Origin of the sequence: Tsukamurella pseudospumae (assembly GCF_001575195.1) — a bacterium.
Classification (GTDB): Bacteria; Actinomycetota; Actinomycetes; order Mycobacteriales; family Mycobacteriaceae; genus Tsukamurella; species Tsukamurella pseudospumae.
The window spans coordinates 470,403-491,890 of the sequence record NZ_LSRF01000056.1 but is presented as its reverse complement, the minus strand read 5'-3'; the positions used below and the strand labels follow the sequence as shown (position 1 = coordinate 491,890).

18 protein-coding genes are annotated in these 21,488 nt (G+C 70.8%); 7 read left to right on the top strand and 11 right to left on the bottom strand.

All coding sequences use genetic code 11. From position 1 onward, the window contains the following. Positions 1-24 precede the first annotated feature (24 nt). Positions 25-1,914 carry an APC family permease gene (locus AXK60_RS16790; protein ID WP_231855591.1) on the bottom strand — a complete coding sequence of 630 codons (1,890 nt, stop codon included), beginning with the start codon at positions 1,912-1,914 and terminating at the stop codon, positions 25-27. A 226-nt stretch (positions 1,915-2,140) separates the two neighbouring features. On the opposite strand from AXK60_RS16790, the gene AXK60_RS16785 reads away from it, so the two are divergent. After that, positions 2,141-3,196 (top strand): DUF4192 domain-containing protein, encoded by a 1,056-nt coding sequence (locus tag AXK60_RS16785; RefSeq protein WP_082778075.1) that lies wholly within the window; start codon positions 2,141-2,143, stop codon positions 3,194-3,196. Between the two features lie 4 nt (positions 3,197-3,200). On the opposite strand, the gene galE is transcribed toward AXK60_RS16785, so the two are convergent. Beyond that, positions 3,201-4,187 carry a UDP-glucose 4-epimerase GalE gene (galE, locus tag AXK60_RS16780; protein ID WP_068572752.1) on the bottom strand — a complete coding sequence of 329 codons (987 nt, stop codon included), beginning with the start codon at positions 4,185-4,187 and terminating at the stop codon, positions 3,201-3,203. Between the two features lie 6 nt (positions 4,188-4,193). After that, a complete protein-coding gene (locus AXK60_RS16775) occupies positions 4,194-4,877 on the bottom strand; it encodes an iron-dependent transcriptional repressor DtxR (RefSeq protein ID WP_068572750.1) in 684 nt (227 codons plus the stop codon). A 115-nt stretch (positions 4,878-4,992) separates the two neighbouring features. On the opposite strand from AXK60_RS16775, the gene AXK60_RS16770 reads away from it, so the two are divergent. Continuing rightward, positions 4,993-6,222 (top strand): acetoin utilization protein AcuC, encoded by a 1,230-nt coding sequence (locus tag AXK60_RS16770; RefSeq protein ID WP_068572748.1) that lies wholly within the window; start codon positions 4,993-4,995, stop codon positions 6,220-6,222. Positions 6,223-6,330: 108 nt separating this feature from the next. Beyond that, positions 6,331-9,072, top strand: coding sequence for a bifunctional acetate--CoA ligase family protein/GNAT family N-acetyltransferase (locus tag AXK60_RS16765; RefSeq protein WP_175400048.1), 2,742 nt, complete (start codon positions 6,331-6,333; stop codon positions 9,070-9,072). Positions 9,073-9,104: 32 nt separating this feature from the next. On the opposite strand, the gene AXK60_RS16760 is transcribed toward AXK60_RS16765, so the two are convergent. The 3 genes from AXK60_RS16760 to AXK60_RS16750 all read right to left on the bottom strand — a co-directional run bounded on the left by AXK60_RS16760 (position 9,105) and on the right by AXK60_RS16750 (position 12,030). After that, positions 9,105-10,103: a sigma-70 family RNA polymerase sigma factor gene (locus AXK60_RS16760; RefSeq protein ID WP_068572746.1), complete on the bottom strand. Its 999-nt coding sequence runs from the start codon at positions 10,101-10,103 to the stop codon at positions 9,105-9,107. A gap of 112 nt (positions 10,104-10,215) precedes the next feature. Continuing rightward, complete coding sequence (locus AXK60_RS16755) at positions 10,216-11,694, bottom strand: DUF7782 domain-containing protein (protein ID WP_068572745.1); 1,479 nt, start codon at positions 11,692-11,694, stop codon at positions 10,216-10,218. Continuing rightward, positions 11,695-12,030, bottom strand: coding sequence for a DUF3099 domain-containing protein (locus tag AXK60_RS16750; protein ID WP_068572743.1), 336 nt, complete (start codon positions 12,028-12,030; stop codon positions 11,695-11,697). It abuts the gene before it with no gap. A 38-nt stretch (positions 12,031-12,068) separates the two neighbouring features. On the opposite strand from AXK60_RS16750, the gene AXK60_RS16745 reads away from it, so the two are divergent. Beyond that, on the top strand, positions 12,069-12,305 hold the full coding sequence (locus AXK60_RS16745; RefSeq protein ID WP_068572741.1) for a DUF3039 domain-containing protein: 237 nt from the start codon (positions 12,069-12,071) through the stop codon (positions 12,303-12,305). 1 nt (position 12,306) lies between these two features. On the opposite strand, the gene AXK60_RS16740 is transcribed toward AXK60_RS16745, so the two are convergent. Then, positions 12,307-13,503 carry a YihY/virulence factor BrkB family protein gene (locus tag AXK60_RS16740; protein ID WP_068572902.1) on the bottom strand — a complete coding sequence of 399 codons (1,197 nt, stop codon included), beginning with the start codon at positions 13,501-13,503 and terminating at the stop codon, positions 12,307-12,309. Positions 13,504-13,657: 154 nt separating this feature from the next. On the opposite strand from AXK60_RS16740, the gene AXK60_RS16735 reads away from it, so the two are divergent. After that, on the top strand, positions 13,658-15,349 hold the full coding sequence (locus AXK60_RS16735) for a DEAD/DEAH box helicase (protein ID WP_068572739.1): 1,692 nt from the start codon (positions 13,658-13,660) through the stop codon (positions 15,347-15,349). Between the two features lie 72 nt (positions 15,350-15,421). Here the strand turns inward: AXK60_RS16735 and AXK60_RS16730 are convergent, their stop codons facing one another. Then, complete coding sequence (locus AXK60_RS16730) at positions 15,422-15,637, bottom strand: DUF7455 domain-containing protein (RefSeq protein ID WP_068572737.1); 216 nt, start codon at positions 15,635-15,637, stop codon at positions 15,422-15,424. A gap of 143 nt (positions 15,638-15,780) precedes the next feature. On the opposite strand from AXK60_RS16730, the gene AXK60_RS16725 reads away from it, so the two are divergent. Next, on the top strand, positions 15,781-16,665 hold the full coding sequence (locus AXK60_RS16725; RefSeq protein WP_244881122.1) for an EamA family transporter: 885 nt from the start codon (positions 15,781-15,783) through the stop codon (positions 16,663-16,665). Positions 16,666-16,706: 41 nt separating this feature from the next. Further along, positions 16,707-18,923, top strand: a complete 2,217-nt coding sequence (locus tag AXK60_RS16720; RefSeq protein WP_244881121.1) for a M13 family metallopeptidase — start codon at positions 16,707-16,709, stop codon at positions 18,921-18,923. On the opposite strand, the gene AXK60_RS16715 is transcribed toward AXK60_RS16720, so the two are convergent. The 3 genes from AXK60_RS16715 to AXK60_RS16705 are packed head-to-tail and all read right to left on the bottom strand — an operon-like array spanning position 18,910 to position 21,486. Then, positions 18,910-19,662, bottom strand: a complete 753-nt coding sequence (locus AXK60_RS16715) for a rhomboid-like protein (RefSeq protein ID WP_068572735.1) — start codon at positions 19,660-19,662, stop codon at positions 18,910-18,912. The genes AXK60_RS16720 and AXK60_RS16715 overlap by 14 nt on opposite strands. Before the next feature lie 34 nt (positions 19,663-19,696). Next, complete coding sequence (locus AXK60_RS16710; RefSeq protein ID WP_068572733.1) at positions 19,697-20,854, bottom strand: acyl-CoA dehydrogenase family protein; 1,158 nt, start codon at positions 20,852-20,854, stop codon at positions 19,697-19,699. A 17-nt stretch (positions 20,855-20,871) separates the two neighbouring features. After that, the gene (locus AXK60_RS16705) at positions 20,872-21,486 is read right to left on the bottom strand and encodes a TetR/AcrR family transcriptional regulator (protein WP_068572730.1); all 615 of its coding nucleotides are present in this window, start codon (positions 21,484-21,486) and stop codon (positions 20,872-20,874) included. Positions 21,487-21,488: the final 2 nt, after the last annotated feature.

Here is a 21,488-nt window from a genome sequence, read left to right as displayed (position 1 = left end):
CGCGGCACCCGCGCCGGGCACGGGTCAGGAGACGTGCACCGTCGGGCGGCGCTTGGCGTCGTGCTCGGCCTGCCGGAGCACCTCGTGGCAGACCGCGGCGACCTCGCCCGAGCCCTCCACGAGGTACTTGCCCATGTTGAGCACGGGATTCATCTCCGACCACTGGAAGTAGACCTCGGGCACCACGCCGGTCTCGTCGCGGATGTAGAGCAACACCGCGGCGATGGTGTTGGCGATGCTGCCCGAACGGACCTTGAGCAGGCGGTACCCGAACTTCTCGATGCCCCGGACCTCCAGATCCTCCTCGAAGTCAGAGGAGTCGCGCGGCCACACCTCGAGCAGGATCACCCGCGACCGACCCGGGATGTGCCCGAACTTGCGCTCGGCCCGCACCTTGTCGCGGTACTCCTTCTTGGTGTCCACGTCGGGCTCGTGGGAGACGATCCGGATGGCGTGCTGGGCGGCGGCGTCGTCGCGGATGAACTCCAGGGCCTTCTCGTCGAAGGTGATCGACGAGGCGCGGAGCTCGAACGAGCGGCGGACGCGCGAGCCGATGGAGACCACCGCGATGGCGAGGATGAACAGCGCCGCGATCCGCACACCGTCGGGCCGCTCGATGATGTTGTCGATCGTCGTGTAGACGAAGACCGCGGAGATGAGCCCGAAGGCCCACGTCGCGACGGTCTGCCGCTTGCGCCGGGCGGAGATGGTCACCGCGATCGCGGCGGAGGTCATCAGCACCAGGACGCCGGTCGCGTAGGCGCCGCCCTGGGCGTTCACGTCGGCCTCGAAGATCAGGACGATGACGAGGGCGATCACCGTGAGCACCACGACCAGCGGCCGGACGGCGGAGGCCCACCGCGGCGCCATGCCGTAGCGCGGCAGGTAGCGGGGCACCAGGTTGAGCAGGCCGGCCATCGCGGACGCGCCCGCGAACCACAGGATGGCCACCGTCGAGACGTCGTAGACGGTGCCGAAGCCGTTGCCGAGGTACTCGTGCGCGAGCCAGGCGAGGGCGCGGCCGTTGGCCTTGCCGTCGGGCTCGAACTCCTTCGCCGGGATGAGGATCGTGGTCGCGAAACTGGAGGTCGCGAGCAGCACGCTCATGATGACGGCCGCGGTGGTGAGCAGGCGGCCGGTGTCGCGGATCCGCTTCGCCGGGTACTCGGGTGCGTCGTTCGGGTCGCCCTTGATCTGCGGCATCACGGCGACGCCGGTCTCGAAGCCGGACAGGCCGAGCGCGAGCTTCGGGAACACCACCAGGGCGACGGCGATCACCATGAGCGGGTTCGAGTGCTGGGCCCACAGCAGGTCCTGCCAGTCGACGATCCGCTGCGGCCGCTCGGCGACGTGCCACAGGGCGACGATGATCGTCACGACGTTGAGCGCCAGGTAGATGGTCACCAGCACGACCGCGGTGCCGATCGCCTCTCGGAACCCCTTGAGGAAGACCAGCCCCAGAAGCAACACCAAGCCCAGCGTGATCGGGATGTTCGCGCCGTGGAAGAACGAGGGGACGAGCGGATTCTCGACGATGTGCTCGGCCGCGTCCGAGGACGAGAGCGTGATGGTGATGATGAAGTCGGTGGCCGCGAAGCCCAGGAGGACCAGCACGAACAGCTTGCCGCCCCACCACGGCAGGAGGCGCTCGAACATCGCCAGCGAGCCCGAACCGTTGAAACTCTCCCGCGACACCCGCTTGTAGACCGGGAGCGCGCCGAACAGGGTCAGGGCGATCAGCACGAGCGTCGCGATCGGCGAGACCACGCCGGCCGCGATGAACGCGATGGCCGGTTGGTAGCCGAGGGTCGAGAAGTAGTCGACGCCGGTCAAGCACATGACCTTCCACCACGGCTGCGGATGCTCCGCGTCGCTCGCGTGGGGGCCGACGTGCGTTCCCGCCCGTTCGGACATGCCGCTGAGGAACCAGTCCCGGGTGCGGTCCGAGAACCGCGGTAAGCCGATCACGCGGTTCACAGTAGCCCGCGCGGATGCGGGGCGTCGGCCGCCCGGCGGGTGGTGTCCGGTACGGGCGGTCCTGTGGAGGAACCGCAGCGCACAGAACGTTTCATAACCACAGTGGGGAGCAGTGCCGCGCGGGCGCCGGAACCCGTCGCCGGTCTCCGCGAGCATTCCCCGCATGACGAATCGACGCACGACCACGGCCATGAAGATCGACTCCGTCGGCGACCTGCTCGCCGCCGTTCCCGCCCTGCTGGGATTCTACCCGGACCACTCGGTCGTGCTGCTCGCGCACGACGAGGTGACGGGGCGGATCGGTGCCACGGCGCGCATCGACCTGGGACTCACCAAGGCGGGCGATCTGCGCAAGGACTGCCGCCGGCACCTCGGTGAGGCGGTGCGCCTGCTCCGGATCCAGGGCGCCGACCGCGTGTTCTGCGTGGTGGTCGACGATCGGCCGCTGGTCCGGGCCACCCCTGCGCTTCTCCAGGTGCTGCAGCAGCACGCCCGGTCCCGGAGCCTCGCGGACCCCGACCTCGAGATCGAGGACGTGATGCTGCTGCCGCGGGTGGCCGCAGGGGAGCGCTGGGTGTGCCGGCACGGGGAGAGCGGCGCCGTCCCGGACCCGGAGACCTCACCGGTGATGCTGGCCGCGCTGGTCGAGGGCCGCACGGTTCACCGCTCGCGGGCGGCGCTCACCGATCTGCTGGCGGAGGAGGGGCCGGGCGTCGTCGCCGACCGCTGCCGGGACGCCGCGGCGTTCGAGGCGGACGATGATCCCGGGGAGCTGCTCGCGGCGATCGTCGCCGCAGCGACGGGCCAACGATCGGCCGAGCTCACGGACGCCGATGTCGCGCTGCTCGGCGGCGCGCTGCTCGACCTGCAGGTGCGCGATGCCGCGATGGCGTTGGCGCTCACGGTGATCGCCGACGAGGCGCGGCTCCTGTTCGCGGAACTCGCCCGGCGGCTGCGGGGCACACCGCGTGCGGCCGCGGCCACTCTCGTCGCGGCGTCGGGCTATCTCCGCGGTGACGGTCCGCTCACGGGTATCGCCCTCGACGCAGCGCTGGCCGCGGACCGCGGTTACCGGGCCGCCCGGCTCCTGGCTACCGCGTTCGGTGCCGGACTGCACCCGTCCGAGATGTCCGAGGCGGCGGAGCTGGGGGTCGCGATGGCCCGCAGGCTCGGCGTCGAGCTGCCTCCGCGGGACGCGGAGTTCACGCTGGCGGGTTGACCAGTCAGGCGCGGCGGGCGGCGTGGGCCCGGTCGCCCAGCGCCTGCGTGTACGCCCACGCATCGGCGACGATGCCGCGCAGGTCGGTGTGCTCGGGCCGCCAGCCCAGCGCATCGATCGCGCGCTGTGAGGACGCCACGAGCACCGCGGGATCACCGGCGCGCCGGTCCGCCGCGATCTCGGGGATGTCCCGGCCCGTGACCTCGCGGCACGTGTCGATCACCTGGCGCACCGAGAAGCCCTCGCCCGAGCCGAGGTTGAACACCTCGTGCTCGCCCTGGCGGGCGTGGTCCAGCGCCAGCACGTGCGCCTCGGCCAGGTCCTTGACGTGCACGTAGTCGCGGACCGCCGTGCCGTCGGTGGTCGGGTAGTCCGCGCCGAACACCGCGATGTCCTTGCGCTGGCCCAGCGCGGTCTGCAGCACCAGCGGGATCAGGTGCGTCTCGACCTCGCGGTTCTCGCCGAAACCGCCGTAGCTGCCGGCCACGTTGAAGTACCGCAGCGACACGGCCGCCAGGCCGTACGCGGTGGCGTAGGACGTGATCGCCGCGTCGATCGCGAGCTTCGTCGCACCGTAGGTGTTGGTGGGGGCGGTGCGGGTGTCCTCCGTGATCGGCACCGACTCCGGCTCGCCGTAGGTGGCGGCGGTCGACGAGAACACCAACCGGGGCACGCCGGCGGCCAGCATCGCGTCGAGCAGCGACAGGGTGGTCACCACGTTGCCCTGCCAGTACATGTGCGGATGCGACACGGACTCGCCCACCAGCGACTTGGCGGCGAAGTGCAGCACACCGTCGAACTCGCCGTCGGCGAGCAGGGGGCGCGCGGCCTGCGCCACATCGCCTTCGACGAAGGTCGCGCCCGCAGGCACGGCGTCGCGGTTGCCGGTGCTGAGGTCGTCGATCACCGTGACCTCGTGGCCCCGCTCGAGCAGCACCTGCGTGCACACGCTGCCCACGTAGCCGGCGCCGCCGGTCACCAGGAGCTGCACGGCGACCTAGACCGCCTCGACGAAGACGGCGTGGGCCATCTCGTCGGGCAGCTCGAAGTCCTCGTGCCCGGCCACCGAGATGACCACCGCACCGCGCTGCACGGTGACCGAGACGCGTGCGTCCGGCACTACGCCCGCCTCGCGGAAACGCGCGATCAGATCGGTGTCCGCCTGCACGTGTTCGGCGAGGCGTTTGATCACCACGGCGGAGGGCCCGCCCTGCGGCAGGTCGGTGAGGCGGGCGGGGCGCGCGGGTTCGTTGCCGATCGCCACGCCGAGCTCGCCGAGCCCCGGGATCGGGTTGCCGTAGGGCGAGGTGGTGGGGTTGCCCAACACCTCGAGCAGGCGGCGCTCCACGTCCTCGCTCATCACGTGCTCCCAGCGGCACGCCTCGGCGTGCACGTTCTCCCACTGCAGGCCGATCACGTCCACCAGCAGCCGCTCGGCGAGCCGGTGCTTGCGCATCACCGCGATCGCGAGCTGACGACCCTTCTCGCTGAGCTCGAGATGGCGGTCGCCCGCCACCCGGACGAGCCCGTCGCGCTCCATGCGCTGCACCGTCTGCGACACCGTGGGGCCACTCTGCTCGAGGCGCTCCGCGATCCGCGCCCGCAGGGGAACGACGCCCTCCTCCTCGAGCTCGTAGATGGTCCGCAGGTACATCTCGGTGGTGTCCACCAGATCGTTCACGTATCCAGCTCCTTATCGTCGCCGCAAGCTTAACCGAGGCGGCGCCCCGCCATCCTGACTAAAGGTTACCTAACTTCGGCGCGTCCCACGGACGCAACGACTAGGGTCGTCAGCCATGGCACGGTTCCCCGACTCCCAGGTGGTCTGGGATCCCTCGGTCCTCGACTACCGCTTCTCCCACTCCCACCCGATGGATCCGGTCCGGCTGCACCTGACGATGGAGCTCGCGCGGATGCTCGGGGTGCTCGACGGGGTGGAGGTGGTGGCGCCGCGCGGGTTCGACGCCATCGAGCTCGGGCGTGCCCACACCGACGACTACCAGGCGGCGGTCCGGGTCGCGGGGTCCGGTCGCTCGCGGATCGACCTCACCGGATACGGCCTCGGGAACGACGACAACCCCGTGTTCCTGCACATGCACGAGGCGGCGGCGAGCCTCGTGGGCTCCACCCTCACGGGGGCCAGGGCGATCGCCGGCGGCGCCGCCACACGGGCCGTCAACATCGCCGGCGGCATGCACCACGCGATGCGCACGCACGCCTCCGGGTTCTGCATCTACAACGATGCGGCCATCGCGATCTCGTGGCTGCTGGACAACGGCTTCGACCGGATCGCCTACATCGACATCGACGCCCACCACGGCGACGGGGTGCAGGCGCAGTTCTGGAACGACCCGCGCGTGCTCACGGTGTCCCTGCACGAGGACCCACAGCACCTGTGGCCGAACACCGGCTACCCCACGGAGCTCGGCGGACCCGAAGCGCGCGGCACCGCGATCAACGTCCCGGTGCCCGCCTTCTGCCCGGACGGCCTGTGGCTGCGGGCCTTCCACGCGGTCGTCCCCTCGGTGGTCCGCGAGTTCCGGCCGCAGCTGATCGTGAGCCAGTGCGGCTGCGACTCCCACGCGAGCGATCCGCTCACCGATCTCTCGCTCACCGTCGACGGCCAGCGCGCAGCGATCCTCGCGATGCGTGACCTGGCCGACGAGCTGTGCGACGGGCGCTGGCTCGCGGTCGGAGGCGGCGGCTACCAGCTCGTGCAGGTGGTGCCCCGCGCGTGGACGCACCTGATCGGGGCGGTCGTCGGCGTCGACATCGCGCCGGAGACGCCCATCCCCGACGAGTGGCGCGACCTCGCGGGCGCCCTACCGACCGATCAGGTGGGCGCGGTCGGGACGCTGCCCGAGACGATGGGCGAGGGCGGCGACACCTCCTTCACCCCCTGGGAGCCGTCGTCGTTCGACCCGGCGGCGCCCACGCTGGACGCCACCGCCGACCGCTTCATCGCCCGCGCCCGTTCCGCTGTTTTCCCCCTCCACGGTTTGGATCCGGAGGACCCCCGTGACTGACCTGTTCCCTCCCGCAGTTCGCACTCCGGGCCTCGATCCGGAGGACCCCCGTGACTGACGTGTTCCCTGCCGCACTTCGCACTCCAGGACCCGACCCGGAGGATCCCCGTGACTGACGAGACCCCGCTGTACCCGTCCGGCCCCGCGACCGATCCGTTCCCCGCGCCGGGCCTGCACTCCAACGCCGGTCCCTACGAGTTCCCGGTGCACTGGGTGGCCGACGTCCTCGCCTCCGACGGAGGCGTCGTGCACCTGCGGCCCGTGGTTCCCGACGACGCCGACGCGATGGTGGAGTTCCACGCCGGCCTGTCCGAACGCACCCGGTACCTGCGCTACTTCGGTCCCTACCCGGTGATGCCGCCGCGCGATGTCGCGCGGATGACCACCGTCGACCACGAGCAGCGCGTGTGCCTGCTCGCGATCCTCGGAGGCAAGGTGATCGCCGTGGGGCTCTACGAGGGCCTCGCGGACGCGGGCAAGCCGACCTCGGCGGAGGTCGCGTTCGTCGTCGCGGACGAGCATCAGGGGCGGGGCCTCGGCCCGATCCTGCTCGAGCATCTCGCGGGCGCCGCCGCGGAGAACGGCTTCCACCGCTTCGAGGCGGAGGTGCTCGCCGAGAACCGCTACATGGTGGGCGTGTTCAAGGCCGCCGGATACGAGCTGCGGCGCAGTTTCGACGGCAGCGTCGTGCACGTCGAGTTCGGCATCGACCCGACGGAGGCGCTGGTCGCCGTGCGCAACGCGCGCGAGCTCGCGTCCGAGGCGCGCAGTGTGAGCAACGCGTTGCGGCCCACCTCGATCGCCGTCATCGGCGCCTCGGCGACGCCCGGCAAGGTCGGACACGCGGTGCTGCGCAACATCATCGCCGGTGATTTCGCGGGTCCCGTCTATCCCGTGCACCCCGAGCGGCGCTCGGTCGCCGGGATCCGGGCCTACGAGTCCGTGCGCGACATCCCCGACCAGGTCGACCTCGCAGTGGTCGCGGTGCCGGCCGACAATATGGACCAGGTGCTCGACGACTGCCTCGCCAAGGACGTCCGGACCCTGCTCGTCGTCTCGTCGGGCTTCTCGGACGCGGGCGGGCGCGGCAAGGAGTCCGAGCAGCGGTTGCTCTCGGCGGTGCGCTCGCACGGCATGCGGCTGATCGGACCGAACGCGCTCGGCGTCGTCAACACCGACCGGGAGGTGCGGCTCAACGCGACGCTGGCCCCCGTCGTACCCGGCCGTGGCAACGTCGGATTCTTCTGCCAGTCCGGCGCTCTGGGGATCGCCATCCTCGACACCGCGGCGAAGCGCGGCGTGGGCCTGACGACCTTCGTCTCGGCCGGCAACCGCGCCGACGTGTCCGGCAACGACGTGCTCCAGTACTGGGACACCGACGACTCCACCGAGGTCGTGCTGCTCTACCTGGAGAGCTTCGGCAACCCGCGCAAATTCGGCCGTATCGCGCGCCGCCTGGCGCGGCAGAAGCCGATCGTCGCGGTGCACCGGGGTGGGATCGACGTCGACCGGCGCCGGCGCGGATCGGAGGCGCTGTTCGAGAACTCCGGTGTGGTGCAGGTCGATTCGATCCCGGAGCTGTTCGACTGCGCGACCTTCTTCAGCTATCAGCCGCTGCCGGCGGGACCGCGGGTCGCCGTCATCGGCAATTCGACGGCGCTGGGGATCCTCGCCACGCACACCGGGATCCGGGAGGGGCTCGACGTCGCGCAGCCCGTCGACCTCGGCGCCGCCGCCACCCCGGAGGAGTTCGGGGCCGCCATCGATGCGGCGCTGGCCGACGATGCGGTGGACGCGATCATCGCCGTCTTCGTGCCCCCGGTCGAAGCGCCGCCGGAGGCCCACGCCGCCGTGCTGCTCGAGGCGTCGCGGAAGCTGATCAAGCCGATCGTCTCGACCTTCCTGGCCTTCGACGGCGTCACGGAGTTGCTCGCCGCCACCGACGAGGACGGGGTGCGGGTGCGGGGCTCGGTCCCGTCGTACCCGGAGCCGGAGCGGGCGGCGCGGGTCCTGGCCCACGGATGGCGGTACGCGCAGTGGCGCGCGCGCCCCGTCTCGGACACCGCGCGACCCGAGGGCACCGACGTGGAGACCGCCCGGACCCGCGTCCGCGAGTGGCTCCCGCCCCTGGAGTCCGACGGTGCGCCCGACGCCGCAGGGAGGGCAGCGGGCGGACCCGTCACTCTGACCTTCGAGCGGAGCGCGGAACTGCTGCGGCTCTACGGGATCGACGTGGTGCCCTTCGAGGTCGCGTCGTCCGTGGACGATGCGGTCGCCGCTGCGGAACGCCTCGGCTATCCGGTCGCGGTCAAGGCGATGGGGGAGCGCTGGCGCCTGCGGGCCGACCTCGCCGCAGTTCGATTGGACCTCGCCGGGCCGCAGGCCGTCGCCGACGCGTTCCGGGAACTGACGGATGCCACCGGCGAGACCACGCTGCACGTGCAGCGCATGGCGCACAAGGGGATCGGCTGTGCCGTCGGGTACGAGAACGACCGGCGCATCGGCCCGCTGCTGTCCTTCGGGCTCAGCGGAGCGGTCCCGGAGCTCCTGGGGGACAGGGCGTACCGTCTGCTCCCCCTGACGGACGCCGCGGCGCAGGACCTGATCACCGCCACCCGGTCGGCACCGCTGCTCGACGGCTTCGCGGGCGAGGCGGGCGTGGACCGTGCCGCGCTCACCGAGGTCGTGACGCGGATCGCCGCGCTGGCCTACGAGGTTCCGGAGATCGCGTCGATCGACTGCCAGCCGATCCTCGCGACCACGGACGGGGCGTCGGTGCTGTCGACGGTGATCCGGATCGGACACGCCGACGACGTTCTCGCCCAACAAGCGGAACCGCGCCGGCTGTAGCAGCCGACGCGGTTCCTTCGAAGGGTTGGTCCCTAGCTCGCGTACGCGCGCAGGCGGTCCGCCCGCTCGCCGTTGCGGAGCTTGCTCATGACCTCGCGCTCGATCTGGCGCACCCGCTCGCGGGAGAGGCCGAACAGCTTGCCGATCTGGTCGAGGGTGCGCGGCTGACCGTCGTCGAGGCCGTAGCGCAGGCGGATGACCTGCTGCTCTCGCTCGTCGAGGGTGGCCAGCACGGAGCGCACGTCGCTGTGCATGAGCCGCGAGATGACGGCCGACTCGGCGGAGGCGGCCTCGGCGTCCTCGATGAAGTCGCCCAGCGGCGCCTCCTCGTCGGAGCCGACGGGCATGTCGAGGCTCACCGGGTCCCGCGAGTGGTCCATCAGGTCGGCGATCTTCTCGGCCGGGATGCCCGACTCGGCGGCCAACTCGGCGTCGGTGGCCTCGCGGCCCAGCTGCTGGTGCAGCTCACGCCGGATGCGGGCCAGCTTGTTCACCTGCTCCACGAGGTGGACGGGCAGGCGGATGGTGCGGGACTGGTCTGCCATGCCGCGCGTGATCGCCTGGCGGATCCACCAGGTGGCGTAGGTCGAGAACTTGAAGCCCTTGGCGTAGTCGAACTTCTCCATCGCGCGGATGAGCCCGAGGTTGCCCTCCTGGATCAGGTCCAGCAGTGGCATGCCGCGGCCCGTGTAGCGCTTGGCCAGCGACACCACCAGGCGCAGGTTCGCCTCCAGCAGGTGCTGGCGGGCTGCCTGCCCGTCACGGACGATGAACGCCAGGTCGCGCTTCTTCGACGCGGCCATCCGCTTCTTGGTGGCCAGCAGATGCTGGGCGTAGAGCCCCGCCTCGATCCGCTTGGCCAGCTCGACCTCGTCCTCCGCGGTCAGCAGAGCGGTGCGGCCGATGCCGTTCAGGTACACCCGCACCAGATCCGCCGCGGGGCTCTGGGCATCGAGATCGGCCTCGGTCAGCGGGGGCCGCACCCGATCAGCGGGGCGGGCGGTGCTAGCGGTGTTGACGCGGTGTGCCATGTGGCTGCCTCCTGTTCGCCGGTACATGAGGTTCAACGGACGGCGGGCGCGCAGAGTTCCCGAGCCCGGATCCTCTGACCTGCGAAAACACAGAGGTGTTCTGAGAAGTTGCTTAGAGGAGGGTTACGAATCCGTGCCGGTGGAGATCCGCGAGCAGGCGACGGGCCGGTTCGGCGAGATCGTCCGCGCCGGTCGCGGCCTCGAGCAGGATCACCAGGTCCTCGGTCGTGAGCTCCCCGCGGCATCCCGCGAGCAGCCGGGCGCCGGCGTCGTCGGTCTCGTGGGTCCAGCGGGGCCCCGACATCCGGGTGACCCGGACCGCCACCTCGTCCCAGCCCTCCTCACCGCTGACGGACACGCGCTCGAGGGCCACGTCGTCGCCGAGGAGCGGCCGCGCGGCGTCCAGGTCGAGGTCCCGGAGCCGGGACATCCGGGCGAAGTGCTCGGGCACCTCGGCGCCCAGCGGGTCGTCGAAGGGATGTGCGAGCTCCTCGCACACCACCTCGGACGGGCCGTCGATCGACCGCAGGAACACGAACCCGAAGCCGATGCCGGTGACGGCCGCGTCGGCGAGGTGCGCGAGCCATCGATCGGATTTGGCGCGGCCCTCGCCGACGCGCGGGTCGAGCCCCTCGTCCCGCAGCCACGTGCCGACGTACAGCGCGGGGGCCGCCACGTCGCGCTGGAGCACCCACGCGGCGACGCCCTCGGACGGGAGCCAGGACGCCACGCGCGCCTGCCAGGCCTCGTCGTCGCGGTGCACCCAGGAGGCGAGCAGCGCGGCCGTCCCTCCGTCCGCCAGGTGCGACGGTGCGCCGCGCACCACCAACTCCGAGGCGCCGTCGAGGTCGAGTCCCGAGTCTCGGTAGGTGTGGTCGACGCGGCCCTCGCCCACGACGAAGGGCGGATTCGCGAGCACCAGGTCGAAGGTGCGCCCCGCGACCGGCGCGAACCAGTCGCCGGTCAGCACCTCGACGCCGACGCCGTTCAGCGCCGCCGACGCGGCGGCGAATCCTGCGGCCCGTTCGCTGACATCGGTGGCCGTCACGGTGTCCGCGAACCGCGCGGCGGCGCACGCGTGCACCCCGCAGCCCGTTCCGAGGTCGAGGACGGTGCCCACGGGCCCGCGGGGCGTTGCCCGCAGCAGGGACTGGGAGGCGTGGCCCACGCCGAGCACGTGCTCGCGGTGCTGGAGGTGCGGACGCATCAGACCGTCGAGGTCGGAGACGAACCATTGCGGACCGTCGGGCAGGTCCAGGGGGCGCAGGCTCAGCGCCGCGCGCACGCGGGACGGATCGCCGGGGTCGGGCTCGAGCAGACCGGCCTCAAGGGCCTCGTCGACGGTGACCGGGGCGATCGCATCGTCGACCTGCGGGCGGGACACGGGCGCTGCGGCGAGGAACAACCTGATCAGGACGTCGAGCGGCGCGTCGCCGGGCGCCGCGGCCTCGACGGGGCCGGGCTCGCCCCGCGAGAGGCAGCCGTACGCCGCACCCAGCCGATGGGCGACAGTGGATTCCGCGAAGTCGGCGGCGGCCAGCACGGGGCCGAGCCGCCGGCACAGTGGTACCAGGGCGGGGGAGAGGTGCACCTACTCGCCGTGTCCGGGGAGCGTCGTGATCGGGTGTCCCTGCAGCGCGAGGCGGTCCAGCTTGCGCCGGGTGAACCGGTCCGGTGCGCCCTTGCGCTTGCGGGGCCGATCGTTCGCGCGGATCACCGCGATCCACGGGATCGGGATCGATCCGGCCAGCACCGCGAGCGCGATGACCCAGTTACCGGTCGCCGAGTAGATCCAGGCGGAGATGACGAGCGCGGGGATGCGGATGGCCATGATCATGAGGTAGCGCCGCACGCGGCGCCGGTACTGATCCTCGTACGACTCCTCCGCGTCGGTGATGACGTACGTGCCGTCCTCCTGATTTCCCACCCTTCGATCGTCCCACTGCGCCTGGCAGAATGAAAGTCATGAGCACGAAGACCCTGGAGAAGCCGGACGTCGATGTCGACGCCGACACCGGCAACGACGACGACGCACCCAAGTTCTTCCACTACGTGCGGAAGAACAAGATCGCGGAGTCGGCGGTGATGGGCAATTACGTCGTGGCCCTGTGCGGCGAGACCTTTCCGGTCACGAAGTCGGCGAAGCCAGGCTCGCCCGTGTGCCCTGAATGCAAGAAGATCTACGACCGCATGAAGAAGTAGGTCAGCGGGGCCCGACCCGGGGTGCGGGCGCCGGCGCAGCGGGCCGAGGCGGCGGTGCGGGCTGCTCGGGTGCGGGTTCGGGGCGCTGCCGTCGACGGATCGGGTCGGTGGCGCGGCGCAGTCCCTCGGACGCCGCCTTCCCGGGGTCGGGGATGCCGACCTCCTTGATCTGCTCGACCACCCAGTCGCGCAGTTGGTCGGTGCGGATCTCGCGGGCGGGCCAGCGGGTCTGGAGGGCGGCGTTGAACTCGGCGCCCACCATCACGGCGAAGCCGAGGAAGAACGTGAACAGCAAGAACGCGATCGGCGTCGCGAGCGCTCCGTAGGAGATGCCCCGTCCGGACGCGATGAACGACAGGTACACCCGCAGCCCGGTCGACGCGACGAGGAAGATCAGCGCGGCGAGGGCGGCGCCCGGCAGGTGCCGGTACCAGGGCAACGGCCGCGGCAGGGCCTGCCGATAGAGCAGGGCCAGCCCGCCGACCAGCATCAGCACGACGAAGGGCAGGTATCCGAAGTCGATGAGCTGCCCGACGGCCGGGTGCCACGACGCGGGGATGTACTTGACGATGAAGGTCGGCCCCAGCGCCACCAGCGGCAGCGTGAACACCGCGATCACCAGGAACTCGACGTAGAGCAGCAGGGCGAACAGCCGCTGGAAGACGGGATTGCGGACGGTGTGCTGGTCGTGGGCCATGTTGATCGAGTCGACGTACGAGGACAGCGCGGACGACCCGGCCCACAGGGCCAGGATGAAGCCGACGGACGCGACATCGCCGCGGCCCTGTTGGAGCACCCCGTCGACCATGGGGCGGATGATCTCGTCGACCACGTTGGGGGTGAACACCCGCAGGCCGAAGGAGATGATCCGGTCGTGGATCACGCCGATGGTGTCCGGGCCGAACCAGTTCGCGACATAGCCGATGAGGCCCATCAGCGCCAGCAGCAGCGGCGCCAGTGAGAGGGTGGTCCAGAAGGCGGCCTGGGCGCTGTGTCCGACGATCGAATCGTCCCAGGACTTGACGACGGTGCGCCACAGCACGGCGGGCATGTCCCGCACCACGGCCCATGCGCGCAGGTGCAGCGGGGCGCGCCGGGGCCGGTCCAGGTCACGCGTGTGCGGACCCGGATCGACCGGCCCCGCGTCCTTCGCGGGACCCTGCTGCCGGCCCGGAGCCGGTCCCTCTGCGTCGTCCATCGAGGTCCAGTCTTCCGCACCGGGGCCGATCACGCCGGAACCGGGATCGGCGCGTGTTGCGAGTAGACTCCTTCAGGGTTCACGATCGACCCGCCCGCGCTCGCAACACCTGCCGGGCGGGCCTTCTCTTCGCGGTTTAGGGGTGCGTTTCTCGATGGCGGTTTCACTTCGTGTCTGGCAGCGCCGAGCGCTCACGAAGTACCTGACCGCGAGGCCGCAGGACTTCCTCGCCGTGGCGACGCCGGGTGCCGGTAAGACGACCTTCGCGCTGCGGGTGGCCTCCGAGCTGCTCGCCGACCGCACCGTCGAGCGCGTCACGGTGGTCGCGCCCACGGAGCACCTGAAGTACCAGTGGGCCGAGGCCGCGGCGCGCAGCGGCATCAACCTCGACCCGAACTTCACCAACTCGGGCGGCAGCACGTCGTCGGATTTCGACGGGGTCGTGATCACCTACGCCCAGGTCGGCATGCACCCGTACAAGCACCATGCGCGCACCACGGCCTACAAAACCCTGGTCATCCTCGACGAGATCCACCACGCGGGCGACGCCAAGAGCTGGGGCGAGGGTGTGCGCGAGGCCTTCGAGGGCGCCACGCGGCGGCTCGCGCTGACGGGTACCCCGTTCCGCAGCGACGACAACCCGATCCCGTTCGTGACCTACGAGCCGGAGTTCGGCGGCGGCCAGCGCTCCAAGGCCGACCACGTCTACGGCTACTCGGACGCGCTCGCCGACGGTGTCGTGCGCCCCGTCGTCTTCCTGGCCTACTCGGGCCAGGCCAGCTGGCGCACCAGCGCCGGCGAGGAGTTCACGGCCCGCCTCGGCGAGCCGCTCAGCAAGGAACAGACCGGGCGCGCCTGGCGGACGGCGCTCGACCCGCACGGCGACTGGATCCCCGCGGTGCTGCAGGCCGCGAACACCCGGCTCGATCAGCTCCGTCGGGCGATGCCCGACGCGGGCGGCCTCGTGATCGCCACCGACCAGTCCACCGCGCGCGACTACGCGGAACTCCTCGAGGAGATCAGCGGCGAGAAGGTCACCGTGGTGCTCTCGGACGATCCGACGGCGTCGAAGCGGATCTCGGCCTTCTCCGAGGGCACCGACAAGTGGATGGTCGCCGTGCGCATGGTGTCCGAGGGCGTCGACGTCCCGCGGCTCGCCGTCGGCGTGTACGCGACGAGCGCGTCGACACCGCTGTTCTTCGCGCAGGCCATCGGGCGCTTCGTGCGACTGCGCGTACCCGGCGAGACGGCGAGCGTCTTCCTGCCCTCGGTGCCCGTCCTGCTCGACCTCGCCGCGAAGCTGGAGGAACAGCGCGACCACGTGCTCGGCAAGCCGCACCGGGAGTCCGACGGTCTCGAGGACGCGCTGCTCATCGACGCCAACAAGCAGAAGGACGAGCCGGGCGAGGAGGAGAAGGCGTTCATCTCGCTGCACGCCGACGCCGAGCTGGACCAGCTCATCTACGACGGATCCTCCTACGGCACCGCGACCTTCGCCGGCAGCGAGGAGGAGGCCGACTACCTGGGCCTCCCGGGCCTGCTCGACGCGGAGCAGATGCGCGCACTGCTGCAGCAGCGGCAGAAGGAACAGGTCGGCGGTCGGTCGGCGGTCGAGGACAGGCCCGCGCCGCCGCCCGAGGTCGAGGAGCGCGCCACCGCCGGCGCGCAGCTCTCGGCGCTGCGCCGTGAGCTCAATTCGCTGGTCGCGATGCACCACCACCGCACCGGCAAGCCGCACGGCGTGGTGCACAACGAGCTGCGCAGCAGGCTGGGCGGCCCGGTGACCGCGATGGCCTCGGCCGATCAGCTCCGTGAGCGCATCGCGGCACTGCGCACCTGGAAGTGACCCCGGAACGACGACGGCGCCGCGCATCCGGAAGTAGGGCGGATGCGCGGCGCCGTCGGCCGGGGTCGGTGACTACACGGTGAGCGGCTCGCCCACGACGGTCGCGCCCTGCGCGTCGAGCTTCGCCCTGTGCTCGGTGAAGTGGTGGCCGCAGAAGAGCAGCTCGAAGCCCGAGGGGAGAACCGCTCGGACCTGGGCGGCCGCCGCGCAGCGATCGCAGCGATCGGACGCGGTGAGGGGAGCGAAGGCGTCGCCCGCGGGGGCCTCTGAAGTGACAGTGTTCGTCATGATTCCTCCGTTCCTAGGTGAACCGTTCTTACATCTCTTTATACGTTCGAGGGTACCGATTTGTTCCACCGCATCCGGGAGGTGGGCGGCATGTTCTCGGAGGGTGAACAAAACCGATTGAGCGGGCCCTTAGGCTGGGCGACGTGACGCCGCTGATGATCCCCGCGATGTTCGTGATCGGGGCGATCAGCCAGTACGTGGGCGCATCGCTCGGCGTCGGCCTGTTCGAGACGCTCTCACCCGTCGCGGTGGCGTGGTTGCGCGGCGCGGGGGCGGGCCTGATCCTGCTGGTGGCGCTGCGACCCCGCCGCTGGGACTGGTCCGCCGCGCGGCTGCGCGTCGCCGCCCTGTTCGGCACCGTGACGGTGCTCATGAACATGGCCTTCTACGAGGCGATCGCGCACATCGACCTCGGCACCGCGGTCGCGATCGAGTTCCTCGGGCCGATCACCGTCGCGGTCGCGGGGTCGCGGCGCGCCGTCGACCTGCTCGCCGCCGCGGCGGCGCTGGTCGGGGTGGTGTGCGTGGCGGGAGTGAACATCGGTGCGGTGTCCGGGGCCGACGGTGCCGTCGGCGTCGGATTCGCGCTGCTCGCGGCGGCCCTGTGGGCCGGGTACATCGTGATCGGCAAGCGCGTCGCCGACGCCGGCGGCGGCATCGAGGGGCTCGGCGTGGGGCTGGCGGCCGGTGCGGTCGTGCTGGCCGTGCCCGGCCTGGCCCCCGACCTGGTGAGTCGCGCCGGATCCTTCCTGCACTGGGAGGTGTGGGTCCTGGGGCTGGGCCTCGGCCTGCTCAGCTCGGTGGTCCCGTACGTGCTGGACCAGGTGGTGCTGGGACGGGTCGGCCGAGCGCGGTTCGCGCTGCTGCTCGCGCTCCTGCCGGTCACCGCGACCGGCGTCGGCGCGGTGATGCTGGGCCAGCGCCCGGGCTGGATCGAGGCGATCGGGATCGCGCTCGTCGTGATCGCCATCGTCGTGACCTCGCGGGACGCACGTCCGCAGGCGGCCGAAACCGGATCGGGTAGTTAGTCCGTCGCACATCCTGGCGGGGGATCGGGTTAGATTCGGGTATGCGTAGCGACGATGCCACCGATCACGCCCACCCGCATCGCACGGACCGGGATCCGTTCGGCCGGCCCGGCTTCGACCGCCGGCGCTTCCTCGCCGGGTTCGGAGTGCTGGCGGGCGCCGGCGTGCTCGCCGCCTGCGGCGTCACCGCGCCGGGCGGCGGACCGTCGACCTCCGCGGCCCCGCCGCGCCCCCTGAGCGGCCCGGACCTCTCGGGCGTCGCCCCGGGCGTGCGGCCGCAGGACGACCTGTTCCGGCACGTCAACGGCGCGTGGTACGAGGGCTTCACGATCCCGGCGGACAAGGCCTCGTTCAACACCTTCACCGACCTGTCCGACCGGGCCCTCGACCAGCTCAAGACCATCATCGAGAGCATCAAGGATCCGCGCACGCGCAGCTCCGAGGCGAAGATCCGCGACGTCTACGACTCGTTCATGGACACCGCACGGATCGATGCCGCGGGCGCCGACCCGATCAAACCGGACCTCGAGGCGATCGACAAGGCGGCCGACAAGGACGCGCTGCTGGACGTGACCGGCGCGCACCAGAAGCAGGGCGTGAGCGGGCTCGTCGGCTACTACGTCGACACCGATCAGAAGGACTCCTCGAAGTACGTGCTCAACCTGGTGCAGTCCGGCATCGGGCTGCCCGACGAGGCGTACTACCGCGACGCCAAGTACGCGGAGGTGCGCGACAAGTACCGCGCCTACCTCGAGAAGGTCGCCTCGCTCGCGGGCCTGTCGGACCCGCCCGCCGTCGCCGCGCGGGTGCTCGCGTTCGAGACCTCCGTCGCGAAGGGCCACTGGGACCGGGTGCGCTCGCGCGACGCCACCAACACCTACAACCCGTACCCGTGGTCGGAACTGGGCAAGTTGGCGCCCGGCTACGACTGGAACCGCTGGCAGAAGGCCGTGGGGATCAAGGCCGACGACGTGAAGAACATCGTCGTGGCGCAGCCGAGCTTCCTCACCTCGGCGGCCAAGCTGTGGGCGGACACCGACCTGAACACCCTCAAGGACCACGCCCGGATTCAGGTGGTGCGGGCCTACGCCGCGTACCTCGCGGCGCCGATCGTGACCGCCAACTTCGAGTTCTACTCGAAGGCACTGAGCGGGGTGGAGCAGCAGCGCGATCGGTGGAAGCGCGGCGTGGCGGTGGTCGAGGGCGCCCTCGGTGAGGCGCTGGGGGAGCTGTACGTCAAGAAGCACTTCCCCGCCGACGCGAAGAAGCAGGCCGAGCAGCTGGTGAACAACCTGCGCAGCGCCTACCGCGCGAGCTTCGAGGACCTCGACTGGATGACGCCGGCCACTCGCCGGGCGGCGGCGGCGAAGCTCGAGAAGATCCGCACCAAGATCGGCTACCCGGACCAGTGGCGCGACTATTCGGATTTGAAGACGGATTCGAGGTCGATCGTCGACAACGTCCGCGCGTCCGGCGAGTTCGACAACGCCTACCAGCTCGCGAAGCTGGCCAAGCCGGTGGACAAGGGCGAGTGGCTGATGACACCGCAGACGGTCAACGCCTATTACAACCCCGGCATGAACGAGATCGTCTTCCCGGCGGCGATCCTGCAGTCGCCGTTCTTCTCCCCGGATGCGCAGTCCGCGGTCAACTACGGCGGTATCGGCGCGGTGATCGGGCACGAGATCGGTCATGCCTTCGACGATCAGGGAGCCAAGTACGACGGTGACGGCAACCTCAAGGACTGGTGGGAGCCGGCCGACCGGACCGAGTTCGAGAAGCGGACGAAGGCACTCATCGCCCAGTACGACGCGCTCGTGCCGGCGGGCCTCCCGCCGGAGAACAAGGTCAACGGCGGACTCACGGTGGGGGAGAACCTCGCCGACCTCGGCGGCCTGTCGATCGCCGTGGCCGCCTACCGGATCGCCGTCGCCAACCGCGACGCCGGGACCGAGGGGGCGGGCCGGGCGAGCATCGCACCGTCGGCGAGTGCGGGGGCGAGCGCGGCACCGTCGGGCGGCGCGACACCGGCGTCCGGCCCGGACCTGACGCCCCTGTTCCTGAGCTGGGGACGGATCTGGCGCAACAAGGCCCGGCAGGCCGCGGCGATTCAGTCGCTGGCCACGGATCCACACGCGCCCAACGAGTTCCGGGCGAACCAGGTGGTCAAGAATGTCGGATCCTTCGCCGACACCTTCGGCGTGAAGGCCGGCGACGGCGAATGGCTCGACCCGAAGGACCGCGTCAGGGTGTGGTGACCCGGAACCGCCAGGTCCAGTTCGCGGCGCGGCGGCGGATCGACGGGACCCGGGTGACGGGGTAGAGGAGGTAGCCCAGAAGGACGGCGCGCTGGTGCCCGAGGGTGGAGTACAGGCCGAACATCGGCATGCTCAGAGCGACCAGGATCGGTAGAGTGATCATCGCGCCGATCCGCCGGCGCCACGAGGTGATCCGGTAGACCATCAGCCCGGCGAGGCACAGGCTGCCGTAGCTCACACCCACGTCGATCATGCCCTGCACGTCGAGGTCGTCGGTGATGATCCCGTGCGCGAGAAGCCGGTTCGCGGACAGCACCGAGATCAGCGAGGCGGTCGCGCTGCCGGCGAAGTAGACGGCGGGCATCCCCACGTGGCCCAGCCACCGCTCGGCGGGGCCGAGCACCAGCACGGTCATCAGCGTGACGAACGGGATGTCGACGGGGTCGATCCACAGCGCGGACGTGACCAGGGACTGCAGCGGGTGGGAGCCGAACTGGTCGAGATTGGTGCTGTGGGCCGCGAGGACCTGCTCGCCGAGGCTCCGCGGCAGCCCGAGCAGCATCACGGTGTTGGCCATCACGACCAGCCACATCAGGGCGGCGACGGGGCTCGCCCGCACCCACGCGCGCGCGTACCGGGCGGTACCGAGCATGCGCTCGGAGCCCGGCCCGGCACGCCGCACGTTCCACACCGCGGCCCCGAAGAGCACGACCGCGACCAGGCCGATCAGCAGGTCCATGCGCTCAGTCAAGCACCGCCGTGCAGGGCGGTCGTTACAGCCCCATGTCCTTGGCGATGATCGTCTTCATCACCTCGGAGGTGCCGCCGTAGATGCGGTTGACGCGGTTGTCGGCGTAGAGGCGGGCGATCGGGTACTCGTTCATGTAGCCGTAGCCGCCGTGCAGCTGCAGGCAGCGGTCGATGATGTCGGACGCGGCCTCCGTGCAGAACAGCTTGAGCGAGGCGGCGTCGGCGGCGGTGAGCTTGCCGGCGTCGTGCAGCTCGATGCCGCGGTCCACGCTGGACTCCATCGCGTCGAGCTTCGCCTTGCACGCCGCGAGCTCGAACTTGGTGTTCTGGAACGAGGCCACCGGCTTACCGAAGATGTTGCGCTGCTGCGTGTAGTCCTGGGCGAAGGCGATCGCGGCCTTGGCCTGGGCGTACGCGCCGTTGGCGATCGACAGGCGCTCCTGGGGCAGGTTCTGTCCGAGGTAGCCGAAGCCCTTGTTCTCCTCGCCGAGCAGGTCCTCCACGGGCACCTCGACGTCGGTGAACGACAGCTCCGCCGTGTCCGAGACCTTCAGGCCCAGCTTGTCGAGCTTGCGGCCGACCTCGTAGCCGGGGAGCGTGGTGTCGACCACGAACAGGGAGATGCCGTAGCGGCGGTCCTCCGCGGTGGCGGGGGAGGTGCGCGCGCACACGATCACGCGGTCGGCGTTGACGCCGCCGGTGATGAAGGTCTTGGAACCGTTGAGCACGTAGTGCGTGCCGTCCTCGGAGAGCTTGGCGGTGCTCTTCATGCCGGCCAGGTCCGAGCCGGTGCCCGGCTCCGTCATGGCGATGGCGAACATGTTGGTGCCCTCGACGAAGCCGGGCAGCCAACGCTCCTTCTGTTCCTGGGTGCAGTACTTCATCAGGTAGGGCAGGCACAGGTTCACGTGCACGCCGCTGCCGCCGAAGGAGACGCCCGCCCGGGCGCACTCCTCGGCGATGATCGCCTCGTACTTGAAGGTGTGCTCGCCGGCGCCGCCGAACTCCTCGGGCACCTCGATGCCGAACACGCCCAGTTCGCCGAGCTTGCGGTAGAACTCCTTCGGCACGATCCCGTTCGCGTACCACTCGTCGTAGTGGGGAACGACCTCCGCCTCGATGAACGAGCGCAGCGTGTCGCGGAACGCCTCGTGGTCCTCGGTGTAGATGGTGCGCAGCATGGTGTTCTCCTTCGGTTCTACTGCTGTGTGTCCAGTGTGGTCGCACCGACGGTGCGCAGGGCCAGGTCGGCGTAGAAGTCGCCGATCCGCTCCGGGGTGATCTCGCCGCCGTCGTGGTACCAGCGGCCGATGTCGATGCCGCTGGACAGGACGGCGATCGTCGCCATTCGCGGATCGGGGGTGTCGAACGAGCCGTCGGCCACGCCGGCGTCGACGATCGCGCGCATGCGCCGGGTGATCTCGCGGCGCAGAGCGCCGATCTCGGCGCGGTGCTCCTCGGTGAGGGCGTCGAGCTCGTAGTTGACCACCCGCACGCTGGTGTGCGCCGTCGCGTGGTGGCTGGCGAACGCGCGGACGGCGCGGGCCAGCCGGTCGGCGGGGGCGTCCGCGGCGTCGTCGACGGCGTCGATCGCGTCGATGATCCGCTGGTGGCCCACCTTCGAGAGTTGGTGCAGCAGCTGCTCTTTGGACTTGTAGTGCACGTACACCGCGGCGGGGCTCATGCCGGCCGCGGCGGCGATGTCGCGGGTGGTGGTGCCGTGGAATCCACGTTCGGCGAAGGCGGCTGCGGCGGCTGCCAGGAGGCGGGCGCGGGTGGCGTCCGCGCGGGACGGTGCGTCGGGTTCGGTCATCG

Bases quoted from the DNA above. Each gene is read 5' to 3' on its own strand.
- AXK60_RS16790 (WP_231855591.1), bottom strand. From the start codon at position 1,914: ATGTCCGAACGGGCGGGAACGCACGTCGGCCCCCACGCGAGCGACGCG.
- AXK60_RS16760 (WP_068572746.1), bottom strand. From the start codon at position 10,103: ATGGCACACCGCGTCAACACCGCTAGCACCGCCCGCCCCGCTGATCGG.
- AXK60_RS16770 (WP_068572748.1), top strand. From the start codon at position 4,993: ATGGCACGGTTCCCCGACTCCCAGGTGGTCTGGGATCCCTCGGTCCTC.
- AXK60_RS16735 (WP_068572739.1), top strand. From the start codon at position 13,658: ATGGCGGTTTCACTTCGTGTCTGGCAGCGCCGAGCGCTCACGAAGTAC.
- AXK60_RS16740 (WP_068572902.1), bottom strand. From the start codon at position 13,503: ATGGACGACGCAGAGGGACCGGCTCCGGGCCGGCAGCAGGGTCCCGCG.
- AXK60_RS16720 (WP_244881121.1), top strand. From the start codon at position 16,707: ATGCGTAGCGACGATGCCACCGATCACGCCCACCCGCATCGCACGGAC.
- AXK60_RS16730 (WP_068572737.1), bottom strand. From the start codon at position 15,637: ATGACGAACACTGTCACTTCAGAGGCCCCCGCGGGCGACGCCTTCGCT.
- AXK60_RS16715 (WP_068572735.1), bottom strand. From the start codon at position 19,662: ATGGACCTGCTGATCGGCCTGGTCGCGGTCGTGCTCTTCGGGGCCGCG.
- AXK60_RS16705 (WP_068572730.1), bottom strand. From the start codon at position 21,486: ATGACCGAACCCGACGCACCGTCCCGCGCGGACGCCACCCGCGCCCGC.
- AXK60_RS16745 (WP_068572741.1), top strand. From the start codon at position 12,069: ATGAGCACGAAGACCCTGGAGAAGCCGGACGTCGATGTCGACGCCGAC.
- AXK60_RS16785 (WP_082778075.1), top strand. From the start codon at position 2,141: ATGACGAATCGACGCACGACCACGGCCATGAAGATCGACTCCGTCGGC.
- AXK60_RS16710 (WP_068572733.1), bottom strand. From the start codon at position 20,854: ATGCTGCGCACCATCTACACCGAGGACCACGAGGCGTTCCGCGACACG.